This is a genomic window from Bacillus cereus group sp. Bc010 (assembly GCF_027716745.1).
Classification (GTDB): Bacteria; Bacillota; Bacilli; order Bacillales; family Bacillaceae_G; genus Bacillus_A; species Bacillus_A pacificus.
Map to the genome: position 1 here is coordinate 468,783 of NZ_JAQFUY010000001.1, position 15,636 is coordinate 484,418.

Genomic DNA, 15,636 nt, shown 5'->3' on the forward strand with positions numbered 1-15,636 from the left:
GGAGAACGTATATGAAGTATATGATTGGAATAGATGGCGGGGGAACGAAGACAGAAGCAATTGCATTTGATAAAGACGGAAATGAACTTGTAAGAGCTACTAGTGGATTTGGGAACATATTAATAGATTTTGAAGAAGCTCTTGTGCATATTATGGAAGCAATTGATCAATGCCAGAAAAGTGTAGTGAAAGAGCGTTGCGTTTGTATTTGTTTAGGATTAGCAGGTATAAGCGGAGTAAATACAAATGAATTAACATTACGTCTAAAAAAGAAGTATGGAATACAAATTGAAGTTTTTAATGACGCAATGATCGCACATGCAGCTACTTTAAAAGGCAAAGATGGAATTTTAACGATTGGCGGTACAGGTGCAATTTGTATTGGAAAGAAAGGAGAAGTGTATGAGTATAGCGGCGGATGGGGACATATTTTAGGAGATGAAGGAAGCGGATATTGGATTGGATTACAAGCTTTAAAGAGAATGGCAAATCAATTGGATCAAGGAATTAGACTCTGTCCATTAAGCATAAGAATTCAAGACGAGTTTCAACTTTTGACAGCGTCTCATATAAAAAGGCTAGTATATAGATCTTCAAAAGATAAAGTTGCAGCAATCACACCATTCGTTATTCGAGAAGCTAGAAATGGAAATGATGCTGCACATGAAATTATGATGCAAGCTGGAAAGGAATTAGCAAGGATTACGATAGATGTTTATAACAAGATGCAGCTTGATTTATTAGTTTCAATTGCGGTAAGTGGCAGCATATTGCGTTTCGTTCCTGAAATATATGATGAATTTAAGAAATGCTGTGAGAAAAGTGTAGGAGAAGTTACATTTGTATTACAATCCGAACCAGCAGTGAAAGGAACATATTATTTAATGAAAAATATGTATTTTAAAAAATAGCTGTATGAGAATTTTTGTATGAATTGTAAATATATGATGTTAAAATGTATAAAGGGATGTGGATAAAAAGTACAATATACATAGTTTTTGAATATTGTATAAGTACTCCTACGTAGAAAGTGAATGATTATATGATTAATAGTATGCAGTTTTTGTATTTGGTCGCTTCTTATTTATTTGGAAACATATTGACTGCTTATATAGTAACGAAATGGAGACATGACGTTGATATTCGGAATGAAGGAAGCGGAAATCCCGGCGCAAGAAATATGGGACGTGTATATGGAAAAGGGTATTTTATCGTTACATTTTTAGGTGATGCAATTAAAGGGGCAATCGTAGTTTCTATTGCAGAATACCTTTTTGGAGATTCTACATTTGTAATGTTAGCTTTACTAGCTGTTTTACTTGGACATATTTATCCAATTGTATTTAAAGGCAAGGGTGGAAAAGGCATATCAACTTTTATTGGAGGATTAATCGCATTTGATTACTTGATAGCGCTTACCCTTGTTGCTGTTTTCATTATATTTTATTTAATCTTTAAAGGATTTACTAAGCCAGGGTTAATTACAATTGCTTGTTTACCAGTTTGCATGATTTTGTATTCTTATTCTATTGTTACGACTATTTTAAGTGCTCTTATCATTGTGCTTATTTTATATGTAAATCGAGACTGAAACGAACTTTTAATAAGTGGAGGAAATCTCCACTTATAATTTTTATCAAACACATAAAGGAGATAAGGCATGGGGTTAATTTATAAAGTTGCTGATCAAGATTGGGAATTTGAACGTATACATAAATTGAATTATAAAACATTTGTAGAAGAAATTCCGCAACATGAAGAAACGAAAGATCGTGTTCGTATAGATCGGTTTCATGATGAAAATACATATTTAATTTGTTTAGAGGAAGATAAGTTAGTAGGTATGGTTGCATTGCGAGGAAAACGACCATTCTCGTTAGATTATAAAATTTCAAATTTAGATTTTTATTTGCAAGAACATGGAGAAAACATGTATGAAATTCGTTTACTTTCAGTAGAACGTGAATATCGAAATGGAAGAGCATTGTTAGGATTAATTCGCTTTTTACATCGTTATTTGCTTCTAAACGGATATGAATTGGCACTCATTTCTGCGACAACACGTGAACTACCTTTATATGAGCAAATGGGGTTCAAATCTTTCCATACGTTATTTGGTACAGAAGAAGCAGCCTTTCAGCCAATGTATGTTACTCCTGCTATGTTTGAAGAGTCGAGTGTTGGGGGGATTATGACGAAAGAATATACATTTTTACCTGGTCCAGTAGATATTGAAGAGAATGTTCGAAAGGCTTTTTCTACTAAGCCGATTTCACATCGTTCTAAGTCATTTCATGTGACGATGGAAAATGTAAAAAAACGTTTACTACAAATGACAAAAGCAAAACGTGTGCAAATCATGTTAGGAACAGGGACGTTAGCAAATGATGCCATTGCTTTACAGTTACGCTCTTTAAAAGGAAATGGACTAGTATTAACGAATGGGGAATTTGGCAATAGATTAGTTAGACACGCAACACGCGCGCAATTACATTTTGATACGTATAAAAAGGAAATGGGACAACCATTTATTTCTACAGAATTAGAACAAATAATGGAAGCTGGAAATTATGAGTGGCTTTGGTTTGTTCACCATGAAACATCTACCGGAATGTTAAATGATTTAGACGAGTTAAATGCATTATGTGAAAAGTATAAAGTGAAACTATGTGTAGATTGTATTAGCTCAATTGGAGCGATACCGATAGATTTAAAGAGTGTATATTTTGCGAGCGGCGTTAGCGGAAAGGCAATTAAATCGTTTACTGGATTATCTTTCGTTTTTCATAATCATAATGTGAAAGTAAACGAGACTTTACCGGCCTATATGGACATTGGTATGTATGAAGAAAATGAAAGTATTCCATATTCACATTCATGGAATTTAATTTATGCATTGCAAGAAGCGTTGAAGAGATTTGAAGATGAAAAAGCATTTGTAAAAATTAAAGAGACATATGATTATATGGAAGAAGCTATTACTAGTATAGGCTTAAAACTTGTTTCACCTAAAGAACATGCCGCACCAATTATACTTACGATTCAATTAAATGGAGATCTTTCTTCTAAAGCGGTCGGTGATGCGTTAGCGTTACAAGGATATATCGTCCATTATGAATCAGCGTACTTACAAAATAATAACTGGATCCAAATTGCATGCCTGAATCATTATAAAGAACGTGATATGAAAAGGATGTTGAATTGTTTACAACTGTGTGTATTACAGAGTGAGGTACATATTTAAAGACTTTTTCTTAATATAGAGGGTTTCGTATAAAGGGGCTACGACTTACGAAAACTTAGGAATAGAACATTGGAAGAGGTGTTAGTATGATAACTAAAAAACTACCATTACATATAGACGATATTAAAAAAGCGCAAAACATTTTGGATAGAAATGCTCGTAAAACTCCATTAGTAAAATCATTTTACTTGACTAGTAAAACAGGCGGAGAAATTCACTTGAAATTAGAAAATATGCAATTAACAGGTTCGTTTAAATTCCGTGGTGCGTTTAACAAAATGTCACAGCTGACAGATCAAGAAAAAGAGAGGGGAGTAATTGCTTGTTCTGCTGGTAATCATGCGCAAGGAATTGCTTTATCAGCTCATTTACTCGGTATTAAAAGTAAAATTATTATGCCAATTTCTGCACCTCAGGCGAAAGTTGAAGCAACAAAAGGATATGGATCTGAAGTGATTTTACATGGTGAAACCTTTGATGATGCAAAGGCAAAATGTGAAGAGATAATAAGAGAAACAGGTGAAACATATTTACATCCATATGATGATGTAGAGGTAATGGCTGGTCAAGGTACAATTGGATTAGACATTCTTGATGATATGTGGGATGTAGATACTGTCATTGTACCAATAGGTGGAGGCGGAATTATTTCTGGTATTGCTGTAGCATTGAAATCTTTTAATCCATCAATCAATATAATTGGTGTACAAGCAGAAAATGTTCATGGGATGAAGGCTTCTTATGACAAAGGTACGATTGTAGAGCATTATGAGGCACCTACAATAGCAGATGGTTGCGCAGTTAAAATACCTGGTAACTTAACTTTTGAAGTAGTAAAAGAATTAGTAGATGATATTGTAACAGTATCAGAAGGTGAATTAGAAGTAGCGATGAAAGACTTATTACAACGTGGTAAAGCTGTTGTAGAAGGGGCTGGCGCATTAGCTACTGCTGCTCTACTTGCAGGGAAAGTTGATAGTTATATAAAAGGGAAAAAAGTAGTAGCTGTTATATCTGGTGGGAACGTGGACTTACAGCGCATATCAAGTGTATGTGAGCACTTTTTTGTCGCTAATGAAGTGAAATAGTTTTATAAAAGAAGAGCTAAGAGAAATAGTCTTAGCTCTTACTTTTTGTCTACCGTTTACTGTAAGTAGCAATAACCTTGCAGAATTTGCTTTTTAATGAATTGTTTTATTTAAGCCCCTATTTTTACACATATCTTTAATGTCACAATAATTATTTCAATATTGTCGAAACGTAAGTAGAAATTTAATATAATAGTTGTAACGTGCTAATGAGCGGTGAGGAGGGCAGGTCATGAATAAAGAAGAACAGGTCATGAACGGTTTTAGGGAATTATATAATAAGCTGGTTTGGCTTAATAAAGATAAGATGGAAGACGGTCTTAAAGGTTTTAAATCTTCTGAAGTCCACTGCATTGAATATATTGAAAACAATGCAGATTCTAACGTGACACAACTCGCAGAGGCTTTTTATGTAACTCGTGGTGCTATAAGTAGGATGACTAAGAAGCTCATGAAAAAAGGCCTTATTGAAAGCTATCAAAAGTCAGAGAATAAAAAAGAGATCTATTTTAAGCTTACTGAACAAGGGAAAGAAATTTATAAAATACATGAAGACTTGCACAAAGAGTTTCAAGAGCGGGATAAAGTCGTATTTGAGCAAGTAACTGAAAAAGAATTCGACAGTATAATTAGCTTTGTGGAAAAGTATAGTAGACATTTGGATGCAGAAATAAAGAAACAGGGTATACATATTAAGTCGTAATAAATTTAAATAATAAAAAGGTAGCCTTACTCCTGAGAATAGGCTGCCTTTTTATTATTGTGTTTTTGTTGACTAATCAACAAAACAGAGTTATTATTTTGTTGACAAAGCAACAAAATTTTTAAGGAGAGAAATTAAATGTCTATATTTAGATCACAAAATGAAAGGAAAACTGAAAAAAGCATAGATAAACATGCTTTACTATTCGGACTTATTTCTGTATTTCTTTGTGGTATAGGTTTCAGTATCATCATGCCTGTAGTGCCATTCTTAGTGCAACCTTATATAAATAGTACGGAAGAACAGGCTTTATTTGTTACACTACTGACCTCTGTTTATGCGGTCTGCGTATTTTTTGCTGCTCCTGTACTTGGAGCTTTGAGCGATAAATATGGCCGTCGCCCCTTACTTTTAATATGCCTGTTCGGTTCTGCAATTGGGTACTTAGTTTTTGGAATAGGAGGAGCTTTATGGGTACTATTTGCTGGACGCATAATAGAAGGAATAACAGGCGGGAGCATAAGTACGATCTTCGCATATTTTGCAGACATTATCCCCCCAGAGCAGAGAACGAAATACTTTGGATGGGTGAGTGCAGTTGTAGGTGCGGGGACTATTATTGGACCAACTCTTGGGGGGGTACTTGCAAAGTTTGGTCATTCTGTACCTTTATACTTTGGAGCGCTCATAACTTTATTAAATGTTTTATATGGCATGAAATATATGCCTGAGAGTCTTGATAAAAATAATAGGTTAACAGAGATTACTTTTGTAAGGTTGAATCCTTTTGCACAGCTAGCAAACATACTTTCCATGAAAAATTTAAAATGGTTACTTGTCTCAGCGTTTTTACTATGGATACCTAACGGATCTTTACAAGCAATTTTCACTCAATTTACGATGGATACTTTTAATTGGCAGCCTGCACTAATCGGAATTATGTTTTCAATTATGGGCTTTCAAGACATTATTTCACAAGCTTTTATAATGCCAAAACTTTTGATCAAGCTTAGTGATAAACAAATAGCGATACTTGGAATGGTATCGGAGATTATTGGCTACAGTTTTATTGCAGTGTCTGCTTTGTTTTCCTTATATCCACTTTTAATCGTTGGGATGTTACTGTTTGGTTTTGGTGATTCAATTTTCGGGCCTTCATTCAATGGGATGCTCTCAAAGTCTGTCAGTTCTAGTGAACAAGGAAGGATACAAGGTGGTAGTCAATCTATTCAAGCTTTAGCAAGAATGATTGGTCCAATTATTGGGGGACAAATCTATGTATCACTCGGCCATGCAGCACCTGCTTTTATGGGGATGATTCTTATAGTAGCGGCAATAGTAGTTTTATATAGGGGGACGCATGTAACTGCATAAAAACGAATGATAGGGTGTCGGAACTTAAGAATAAGTGCTGGCACCCTAATTTTCTAAGGGTAAAGAGCTAAGAGAATTTCTGTTGTTTCTGACACGATTTATCCTGTAAAAGTGCAATTCATGCAGGATAATATTTAGTGGCTGCAAAGAGTTTACCTTAATTAAAGATTGGTTGTCGTTGAAACTAGAAAAGTTAGGGTAAATGACTAACTATTTTAAGTCACGCCTGAGCTCAAGTAAATAATGACTCCATTTTTATTTTACTCTTTTCTCGAATTTCAGCGTCGGCATGGCGCATTACAAATTTATGCGCAATAGCAATTGCTAAAACATCATCTAATAAGCCAATCCCAATAATAGCAGCTATATCTGGAATGAAGTCGATTGTTAGCACGTAATAGGATAAAGCGACTAATATGATAAATTTCGCTTTAGTAGGTAGCTCTTTTTTTCTCATTGTGTAGTATAAAATAATACTTTCATATACGCTAGATTTACCGAGATCTGCTGAGCTTTTCTTGAATTTTTTCCAAAGTGTTTGTTTCTCCATATAAACACTCCTTTTACAAAAAATAGATTTTTTAAAAGGATAGACAAAGAAGTGAGGAAATAATCAATTGTATTGGTTTTCTTATTGTATATTTCCATAAAAATAAGGAATTACCTGTTCAAAATAATAGAATGTTGGTTATGTAACGACTCACAGTGTTTTGTTACATAAGTATGTACAGTAAAATGTATGTGGATGATTTATTAATTATTAAACATTAAATAATGGGTATGGGGGAGGAAAAATGAAAATAATAGAACTACCAATTGAATTCGAATTTAATGGACAAAAACAATGTATTTATCCAAGTTTAATTATATTACATAATGAATTAACATTAGTCGATACAGGATATCCAAGTTTTTTACCTTTAATTGAAAATGCAATTTTAAAACATGAATATGAGATGAAAAACTTAAAAAATATAATTATTACTCATTATGATGACGATCATATAGGGGCTTTATATGATTTCAAAGTGAAATATCCTCACGTTAATATTATTGCTAGTGAAATTGAATCCCACTACATTGAAAGTAGGTAGTTCAACTCCATCTGTTACATATGACCTCATTAATTTTTTATCATTTTTCAGTAAAGCTTGTTTAAATTCACTTATCACATTTGTTTGAGCTTTTGCCATAATAATTGAGGTCGATTGAAAATATAGTAAGAAAAATACGCAAAAAATCTTTATGCATGTATTGGTCAATTTCATCACCCTGTAACTATATTTCCATAACATTGAAATATATATGTATAGGAGGGGAGAAAATGAGTTTATTGTTTGATGTAATTGCAGATATCATTTTATTTTACCCTCGAAATGACATGAAATTAAAACATAATATTGCAAAATTAAGTGAATTAGAGTGGTTTCGAAAGCTACACGAAGATACAAAGTATACAAAATTAATTTGGAGTAATAGAAAAATTAAGAAGTTTATTTTGTCTACTATTAATATGGAGGCATTAATTAATTCCGAGAAAAAACAAAAAGAATTTGTCCACCTAGTACACGATGAATATAAAAAAAGAAGATAAGAATTTTTTTATTTTTCATATTTAGCGAAACAAATGGTACAATGAAAGCTAATGTGAAAAATAAGGAAAAGAAGTGGTCTATTTGAAAAACTTTTTAGAATTAGGAATTAGTGAAACGTTTAATCATACATTACGTGAAAATGGAATTACAGAAGCAACACCGATTCAGGAGAAGGCAATTCCTGTTATTATGTCTGGTAAGGATATTATTGGGCAGGCAAAAACAGGCACGGGTAAAACATTAGCATTTGTGTTACCGATTTTAGAAAAAATCGATCCAGAGTGTAGTGATGTTCAGGCTTTAATTGTTGCGCCAACAAGGGAACTAGCACTGCAAATTACGAATGAAATTAAAAAAATGCTTGTTCAAAGAGATGATATTAATGTTCTAGCGATTTATGGTGGTCAAGATGTAGCACAGCAATTGAGGAAATTAAAAGGCAATACACATATTGTTGTTGCGACACCAGGACGATTATTAGATCATATACGACGTGAAACAATTGATTTAAGTAATCTTTCAACGATTGTATTAGACGAAGCGGATCAAATGCTTTATTTCGGTTTCTTATATGATATTGAAGATATTTTAGATGAGACACCTGGTAGTAAACAAACGATGTTATTCTCAGCAACGATGCCAAAAGATATTAAAAAATTGGCGAAACGTTATATGGATGAGCCGCAAATGATTCAAATACAAAGTGAAGAAGTAACGGTAAATACAATTGAGCAGCGTGTCATTGAGACGACAGATCGTGCAAAGCCGGATGCACTTCGTTTTGTTATGGATCGTGATCAGCCATTTTTAGCAGTTATTTTCTGTCGTACAAAGGTTAGAGCAAGTAAGCTATATGATGATTTAAAAGGGAGAGGTTATAATTGTGCTGAACTTCATGGTGATATACCTCAAGCGAAACGTGAAAGAGTTATGAAGAGTTTCCGCGAAGCGAAAATTCAGTACTTAATCGCAACGGATGTAGCAGCTCGTGGACTTGATGTAGATGGTGTAACACACGTATTTAACTATGATATCCCTGAAGATGTAGAAAGCTATATTCACCGCATTGGCCGAACAGGACGTGCAGGTGGATCAGGTCTTGCAATTACGTTCGTTGCAGCGAAAGATGAAAAACATTTAGAAGAAATTGAAAAAACGCTTGGTGCACCACTGCAAAGAGAAATAATCGAACAACCGAAGATAAAACATGTTGATGAAAATGGAAAACCGGTACCAAAGCCGGCTCCAAAAAAATCAGATCAATATCGTCAAAGAGATAGCCGTGAAGGTTCAAGAAGTGGTTCTAAAGGTGGCCGAAGAAACGATTCAAGAAATAGTTCGAGAAATGATAGTAACCGATCATTTAATAAGCCAAGTAATAAGAAAAGTAGTGCAAAGCAAGGTCAGCAAAGACGTGGCCGTTAAATAGTTAGTATTCAAAAATAGTCGCAAAGCGTTGCGGCTATTTTTTGCTTTTATGCAACGAAGTCGATATAAGCACAAGAGTGATTGCATAGAAATAATCTTTGAAATTTCATTTACCGTATTAATAAATTTAAAATTCATAAAGGAAATAGAAAGTAAGATGGTGTATATGTACAATAACAGGAAACTTTTTACTAACTAAGCATATAATTTAAATAGACCAACAGTCGGTCTAGCGGGAAGGAGAACTTGAATGCGAATAGTAAAGGAGTATGAGGAGCGTAGAAAAGAAATTTTAGAAACGGCTGAACGCTTGTTTGTTACGAAAGGTTATACGAAAACAACAGTAAATGACATTTTAAAAGAGATAGGGATAGCAAAGGGGACGTTTTATCACTATTTTAAGTCGAAAGAAGAAGTAATGGATGAAATCATTATGAGGATCATTAAAGAAGATGTTGCTAAAGCGAAAGTAATTGTCTCTAATCCCAATATCCCAGTGTTAGAAAAGTTATTTCGAGTTTTAATGGAGCAATCGCCAAAATCAGGGGATGTAAAAGATAAAATGATTGAGCAATTTCATCAACCAAATAATGCGGAAATGCATCAAAAAAGTATAGTGCAATCCATTATTCATTTATCTCCTGTTTTAGCAGAGATTTTAGAACAAGGAATCGATGAAGGTGTATTTTCTACACCATACCCACAAGAAACGATTGAACTATTACTATCCTCCGCGCAAGTCATATTTGATGATGGGTTATTCCAATGGAAACCGGAAGAAATGATGAGAAGAGCGAAAGCTTATATTAAAATGATGGAAGTATCTGTTGGAGCGAAAGAAGGATCCTTTGATTATATGATGGAGGTTTTAATGAAGCAGAAATAATGCTTTTTTGTTTGTTTATTATAGACCGACAGTCGGTCTAAATTAAGGGAAGGGTGTGATTATAATGTCTATTAGTATAAAACCTTCGATGAAAGATTTTTATTTAATGGTGAGTGGACAAATTATTACTATTTTAGGTTCAACACTTTTACGTTTTGCTCTGTCATTATATGTGCTAGATATAACAGGGCGTGCTGATATATTCGCAGGATTATATGCGGTAACGAGTATTCCGTTTTTGCTAGCTCCTCTTGGCGGTGCGATAGCAGATCGTTTCAATCGCCGTAATGTAATGGTTATATTTGATTTTATAAACGCTGCGATTGTATTAAGCTTTATAGTTTTGTTATTTACTGGATCTGTATCTATTTTATCGATTGGAACAATTATGTTTTTACTAGCGATTATTAGTGCAATGTACGCACCGGTAGTAATGGCCAGTATTCCGCAATTAGTTCCAGAGAAAAAGTTAGAACAAGCGAACGGTATCGTAAATGGTGTGCAAGCGTTATCTAATATAGTTGCTCCTGTATTAGGAGGAATATTGTACGGCATAATTGGTTTGAAAATGCTCGTCATAATAAGCTGTCTTGCTTTCTTTTTATCTGCGATTTTAGAAATGTTTATTACAATACCTTTTATAAAGAGAGTGCAAGAAAGTCATATCATACCGACAATTGTAAAGGATATGAAAGAAGGGTTTATATACGTTTTAAAACAGCCATTTATTTTGAAATCTATGCTTTTAGCCGCATTACTAAATTTAATACTGACGCCGCTATTTGTTGTTGGTGCTCCAATTATTATACGAGTCACAATGGAAAGTAGCCACACGTTATATGGAATTGGAATGGGATTGATCGATTTTGCTACTATAATAGGTGCATTATCAATAGGTTTTTTTGCGAAAAAGCTACAGATGAAAACATTGTATTATTGGATGATTTTAATAGCTTTATTAGTAATACCAATGGCACTATCAGTTACACCATTTATTCTTAATTTAGGATACTATCCACCATTTATCCTCTTTATACTTTCTTCTATTCTAATTGCAATGATCATGACAATTGTATCCATCTATGTGATTACTGTAGTTCAAAAGAAAACACCAAATGAAAACTTAGGAAAAGTAATGGCAATTATAACAGCGGTATCCCAATGTATGGCACCGATTGGGCAAGTCGTTTATGGTTTTATGTTTGAAGAATTCAGTATGAAAATTTATTTACCTATATTAGTTATTAGTTTCATAATGTTATTAATAGCGGTTGTGACGAAGAAAATACTATCGAATGAAGGGAACTAGCTTAATATGATTAGGAGAATGTTAAAAAGAGATTTCTCTCAAAATAAAATGATAATTACCATTTTATTTATGTTTATCATGTTATCAAGTCTTTTAATGGCTAGTGCTTCAAGTAACGTTATAAATCTATTGAACTCAATGGAGCAATTGGTTAAAGTATCAAACGCACCGCATTTCGTACAAATGCATGCCGGAGAAGTAAATCAAAAGTCAATTGATTCCTTTGTAGAAAAAACTCCGTTTGTAAAAAAACAACAAACGGCTGAGATGGTCCAAATAAACGGATCTAACATTTTTATAAAGAAGAAAAATGAAGCGGAACATAATAGTGTAATGGACATAAGCTTCGTTAAACAAAATAGTAAGTTTGATTTTTTATTAAATTTAAATAATGAAGTGGTTGATGTTAGGAAAGGGGAAATAGGTGTACCCATTTATTATATGCAAAAATATAATTTGCGTATTGGAGATAAAATATGGGTTGATAAAAATAAGAATGAACTAGAATTTACTATTTCAGCATTTGTTCGTGATGTTCAAATGAATCCATCAATTGTTAGTTCAAAACGATTCGTAATAAGCAATGAAGATTTCAAAAGAATAAAAAGGAATTTTGGAGAAAGCGAATATCTTATTGAATTCCAGCTAACTGATGTAAATAAAATAAATGAATTTGAAAATCTATACGAGTCATCGAACTTACCCCAAAAAGGTCCCTCTATTACGTATTCACTATTTAAAACACTCAATTCATTAACAGATGGAATAATAGCTGCGGTACTTATCATAATAAGTGCATTATTAATGTTAATTGCAATGTTATGTATTAGATTTACGATTACTACTTCGATGGAAGAAGATTATCGGGAAATTGGTGTTATGAAAGCTATTGGCATTACAAGTAAAGATATTCAAAAACTATATGTAACAAAATATGTTGTTATTTCAGCTGGTGGGTGTATATGTGGATATATACTTTCCCTATTTGTTACAAAGATATTCACTTCGAATATCACTCTTTATATGGGGGCAGCAGATAAAAGTATTTTACACAATGTTGTGCCATTCATAATTACAACACTGTTATTTTTAGTCGTTATCTTGTTCTGTCGTATCATTTTACGGAAATTTAGGGGAATTACAGCAATAGATGCTTTACAATCAAGAGATAAAATAGGGAAAAGAAAGATTAGAAACTCTTTTTCACTCAATCGATCTAAATTTAAAAATGTAAATATATTTATTGGTATACAAGATGTTATAAAAAGATTTAAGTTATATCGCGTATTAAGTATCGTATTAATAATAGCTGTGTTTATGATTGTTGTACCTGTTAACTTTTTGTATACGATTCAGTCACCGAAGTTTGTTAATTATATGGGAACAGGAAAAAGTGATATTCGAATAGATTTACAGCAAACTGAAAATATAGAGAAACGATTTAAGGACGTTATATCATATTTACGAAATGATGATGAAGTAGAAAAATATGCAACATTTGTAACGAGTACATTTAAAATGGTAAGCGCTGATGGTACACATGAAAACTTACATGTAGAAGTGGGAGACTTCACTACATTTCCATTAGACTATATGCAAGGTAGGGCACCAAAAAATGAAAATGAAATTGCTCTTTCTTATATGAACACAAATGAATTAAAAAAGAATGTAGGGGATTCTATCGTTTTATTTGTTGATGGGAAAGAGAAAACACTTACGATTAGTGGTATGTATCAAGATGTAACAAATGGCGGGAAAACAGCTAAAGCGAGCTTTTCTTATAATAACGAAAACATATTATGGTATGTAGTAAATGTAGATTTAAAGTCTAATGTTGATTTGCAAGAAAAAGTGAAGGAGTATAAACAAAATTTTAGTTCTGCAAAAATAACAGATACGGATGATTATTTAACGCAAACTTTAGGAGAGACAATTAAACAATTAAGACTCGTGACTCAAGTGGCTATTTTGATTGCGATATTGATATCAGTTTTAATTACTGCAATGCTTTTTAAAATGTTATTAGCAAAAGATTCTTCGCAAATTTTAATTATGAAAAATATCGGTTTTTCTAGTAAAGATATTCGTATACAGTATATAACACGTTCTATCGTCATTGTATTATTAGGCATTGTGATAGGGACATGTATAGCTGCTACGTTTGGTGAAATGTTAGTAAGTCGGTTAGGCTCATTTATGGGAGCAGCTCATATAAAGTTTGTCGTAAATCCTATCGTTTCTTATATAATATGCCCAGCGATATTATTTATATGTGTGACTGCAACAACACTTTTCAGTAGTTTTACTATAAAGCACACAAACGATGTAAAGCCAAATGGGGAGTAGGGGTGTAAAACTTGAAAAAAATTGTAGAAGTAAAGCAAGTAAACAAAACATATTCAATAGATGGAAATGCAAATTATCACGTGCTAAAAAATATAGATTTAGAGGTTTATGAGGGAGAATTTGTATCGGTTATGGGGCCTTCTGGTTCTGGGAAATCGACGTTACTATATAATATTAGTGGAATGGATCAAATGTCATCAGGAAGTGTGAAAATTGGTGGTAAAGAAATATCTTGTATGAAAGAAGAAGCGTTAGCCAAGTTGCGCCTTACTGAAATAGGATTTATTTTTCAGCAGAGTAACCTTCTTAGAAACTTGAATCTATTTGATAATATCATTTTGTCAGCATATTTAGCGAAGTGTGAGAGTAAGAAAATAGTAAATAAACGTGCTCTAGCGCTAATGGGGAAAATGGGGATAAGTGATATAGCGTCTCATTATATAACCGAAACATCTGGAGGGCAATTACAAAGAGTTTCTATTTGTAGAGCGCTCATTAATAATCCAAATATTATTTTTGCTGATGAGCCAACGGGTGCTCTAAATTTAAAATCAACAGAAGAGGTAATGCAAATTTTATTAAATATTAACCGTGATGGAACGACTATTATGTTAGTGACTCATGATGTAAAGGTAGCAGCGAAAACAGAAAGAGTTCTTTTTATGGCGGACGGAGAAATTGTGAGTGAAATACAGTTAGGTAAGCTTAGGAACGATGATTTAAAAGCGCGAGAAGAGAAGTTGTTAAAATGGTTAGCTATACTTGGATTTTAAAAAGAAAAACTCCTATTGAATGTAGGAGTTTTTCTTTTTGTCTGAAAGTTCTAAAAGATGTATAATGATTTTCTGACTATTTAAATTTGGAGGGATACAAGTGAAAAATGAAACGTTGCATAATCAAGAAGATATTATTAAAATGCTTGATTCATTATTAAGACCAGCAGAACCATTTTGGAATGAATTTTATGCGAATAGAGAAAAAGATGTTCCGTTTTTTGAAAACGTTCCAGATGAGAACCTAGTTTCGTATATAAATAAAAATTGGGTTTCAAAAGGAAAAGTACTAGAACTTGGATGTGGTCCGGGTAGAAACGCAATTTATCTAGCAAATGAAGGGTTTGATGTAACGGCAGTGGATTTATCTATAGAAGGCATTAAATGGGCGAAAGAGCGGGCTTTAGCAAAAGGGATAGAAATTGAATTTATTTGTGATTCAATTTTTAATTTAGAGGTCCAAAATGAATTTGATTTTGTATACGATTCGGGTTGTTTACATCATATTCCACCACATAGAAGAATAAATTATGTGGATTTAATTAAAAACTCATTGAAATCAGGTGGTTATTTCGGATTAACATGTTTTGCGGCAGGCGATTTAGATGAGCGAAATGGCTCAGAAATAACAGATTGGGACGTATATAGAGGATGGAGTCTGCAAGGTGGTCTGGCTTATTCGGAAGAGAAATTAAGAGAGGTATTTAAGGGATTTGAAGTGATTGAAATTAGAAAAATGAAGCAAATTGAACAACCGAATATTATGTTTGGAGAATCATTTCTTTGGACAGCATTATTTAAGAAGAAATAAGGAAGTAGATAATTGACAAACTCATCGTTTTTATAGACAATACACTTACGGGAAAATACGTTCGGTTTTGCTGGCCGAT

General features: G+C 33.1%; 14 protein-coding genes and 2 pseudogenes. 14 read left to right on the top strand and 2 right to left on the bottom strand.

Features of this window, described 5'->3' with window-relative positions; genetic code table 11:
• Nucleotides 1-11: 11 nt before the first annotated feature.
• From PDQ68_RS02390 to PDQ68_RS02415, 6 genes are all read left to right on the top strand, one after another.
• Nucleotides 12-911, top strand: a complete 900-nt coding sequence (locus tag PDQ68_RS02390) for a BadF/BadG/BcrA/BcrD ATPase family protein (protein ID WP_061182752.1) — start codon at nt 12-14, stop codon at nt 909-911.
• A gap of 131 nt (nt 912-1,042) precedes the next feature.
• Complete coding sequence (gene plsY, locus PDQ68_RS02395; RefSeq protein WP_000610849.1) at nt 1,043-1,591, top strand: glycerol-3-phosphate 1-O-acyltransferase PlsY; 549 nt, start codon at nt 1,043-1,045, stop codon at nt 1,589-1,591.
• Nucleotides 1,592-1,660: 69 nt separating this feature from the next.
• Nucleotides 1,661-3,244, top strand: coding sequence for an aminotransferase class V-fold PLP-dependent enzyme (locus PDQ68_RS02400; protein WP_270786573.1), 1,584 nt, complete (start codon nt 1,661-1,663; stop codon nt 3,242-3,244).
• An 86-nt stretch (nt 3,245-3,330) separates the two neighbouring features.
• Complete coding sequence (gene tdcB, locus PDQ68_RS02405) at nt 3,331-4,332, top strand: bifunctional threonine ammonia-lyase/L-serine ammonia-lyase TdcB (RefSeq protein WP_000628902.1); 1,002 nt, start codon at nt 3,331-3,333, stop codon at nt 4,330-4,332.
• Between the two features lie 232 nt (nt 4,333-4,564).
• Nucleotides 4,565-5,035 (top strand): MarR family transcriptional regulator, encoded by a 471-nt coding sequence (locus PDQ68_RS02410; RefSeq protein ID WP_001030893.1) that lies wholly within the window; start codon nt 4,565-4,567, stop codon nt 5,033-5,035.
• Nucleotides 5,036-5,173: 138 nt separating this feature from the next.
• A complete protein-coding gene (locus PDQ68_RS02415; protein WP_061182754.1) occupies nt 5,174-6,409 on the top strand; it encodes an MFS transporter in 1,236 nt (411 codons plus the stop codon).
• A gap of 232 nt (nt 6,410-6,641) precedes the next feature.
• On the opposite strand, the gene PDQ68_RS02420 is transcribed toward PDQ68_RS02415, so the two are convergent.
• A complete protein-coding gene (locus tag PDQ68_RS02420; RefSeq protein ID WP_061182755.1) occupies nt 6,642-6,959 on the bottom strand; it encodes a YkvA family protein in 318 nt (105 codons plus the stop codon).
• A gap of 244 nt (nt 6,960-7,203) precedes the next feature.
• Here PDQ68_RS02420 and PDQ68_RS02425 point away from each other — a divergent pair.
• Nucleotides 7,204-7,491, top strand: a pseudogene (locus PDQ68_RS02425) (MBL fold metallo-hydrolase); the annotation flags it as partial.
• Here the strand turns inward: PDQ68_RS02425 and PDQ68_RS02430 are convergent.
• Nucleotides 7,492-7,704: pseudogene (locus tag PDQ68_RS02430) on the bottom strand (hypothetical protein); the annotation flags it as partial.
• 29 nt (nt 7,705-7,733) lie between these two features.
• On the opposite strand from PDQ68_RS02430, the gene PDQ68_RS02435 reads away from it, so the two are divergent.
• From PDQ68_RS02435 to PDQ68_RS02465, 7 genes are all read left to right on the top strand, one after another.
• Complete coding sequence (locus tag PDQ68_RS02435) at nt 7,734-8,003, top strand: hypothetical protein (protein ID WP_061182377.1); 270 nt, start codon at nt 7,734-7,736, stop codon at nt 8,001-8,003.
• Between the two features lie 73 nt (nt 8,004-8,076).
• Nucleotides 8,077-9,429 carry a DEAD/DEAH box helicase gene (locus tag PDQ68_RS02440; protein ID WP_016717510.1) on the top strand — a complete coding sequence of 451 codons (1,353 nt, stop codon included), beginning with the start codon at nt 8,077-8,079 and terminating at the stop codon, nt 9,427-9,429.
• Between the two features lie 253 nt (nt 9,430-9,682).
• A complete protein-coding gene (locus tag PDQ68_RS02445) occupies nt 9,683-10,318 on the top strand; it encodes a TetR/AcrR family transcriptional regulator (RefSeq protein ID WP_016717511.1) in 636 nt (211 codons plus the stop codon).
• 61 nt (nt 10,319-10,379) lie between these two features.
• Nucleotides 10,380-11,627, top strand: a complete 1,248-nt coding sequence (locus PDQ68_RS02450; RefSeq protein WP_116733357.1) for an MFS transporter — start codon at nt 10,380-10,382, stop codon at nt 11,625-11,627.
• Nucleotides 11,628-11,633: 6 nt separating this feature from the next.
• The gene (locus PDQ68_RS02455) at nt 11,634-13,973 is read left to right on the top strand and encodes an ABC transporter permease (protein WP_270786574.1); all 2,340 of its coding nucleotides are present in this window, start codon (nt 11,634-11,636) and stop codon (nt 13,971-13,973) included.
• A gap of 11 nt (nt 13,974-13,984) precedes the next feature.
• Nucleotides 13,985-14,746 carry an ABC transporter ATP-binding protein gene (locus tag PDQ68_RS02460; RefSeq protein ID WP_061182526.1) on the top strand — a complete coding sequence of 254 codons (762 nt, stop codon included), beginning with the start codon at nt 13,985-13,987 and terminating at the stop codon, nt 14,744-14,746.
• A gap of 100 nt (nt 14,747-14,846) precedes the next feature.
• Nucleotides 14,847-15,557 carry a class I SAM-dependent methyltransferase gene (locus PDQ68_RS02465; protein WP_061182525.1) on the top strand — a complete coding sequence of 237 codons (711 nt, stop codon included), beginning with the start codon at nt 14,847-14,849 and terminating at the stop codon, nt 15,555-15,557.
• Nucleotides 15,558-15,636: the final 79 nt, after the last annotated feature.

Excerpts from the sequence above, each read along its gene's own strand:
- PDQ68_RS02390 (WP_061182752.1), top strand. The coding sequence starts at position 12 with ATGAAGTATATGATTGGAATAGATGGCGGGGGAACGAAGACAGAAGCA.
- plsY (WP_000610849.1), top strand. The coding sequence starts at position 1,043 with ATGATTAATAGTATGCAGTTTTTGTATTTGGTCGCTTCTTATTTATTT.
- PDQ68_RS02400 (WP_270786573.1), top strand. The coding sequence starts at position 1,661 with ATGGGGTTAATTTATAAAGTTGCTGATCAAGATTGGGAATTTGAACGT.
- tdcB (WP_000628902.1), top strand. The coding sequence starts at position 3,331 with ATGATAACTAAAAAACTACCATTACATATAGACGATATTAAAAAAGCG.
- PDQ68_RS02410 (WP_001030893.1), top strand. The coding sequence starts at position 4,565 with ATGAATAAAGAAGAACAGGTCATGAACGGTTTTAGGGAATTATATAAT.
- PDQ68_RS02415 (WP_061182754.1), top strand. The coding sequence starts at position 5,174 with ATGTCTATATTTAGATCACAAAATGAAAGGAAAACTGAAAAAAGCATA.
- PDQ68_RS02420 (WP_061182755.1), bottom strand. The coding sequence starts at position 6,959 with ATGGAGAAACAAACACTTTGGAAAAAATTCAAGAAAAGCTCAGCAGAT.
- PDQ68_RS02435 (WP_061182377.1), top strand. The coding sequence starts at position 7,734 with ATGAGTTTATTGTTTGATGTAATTGCAGATATCATTTTATTTTACCCT.
- PDQ68_RS02445 (WP_016717511.1), top strand. The coding sequence starts at position 9,683 with ATGCGAATAGTAAAGGAGTATGAGGAGCGTAGAAAAGAAATTTTAGAA.
- PDQ68_RS02455 (WP_270786574.1), top strand. The coding sequence starts at position 11,634 with ATGATTAGGAGAATGTTAAAAAGAGATTTCTCTCAAAATAAAATGATA.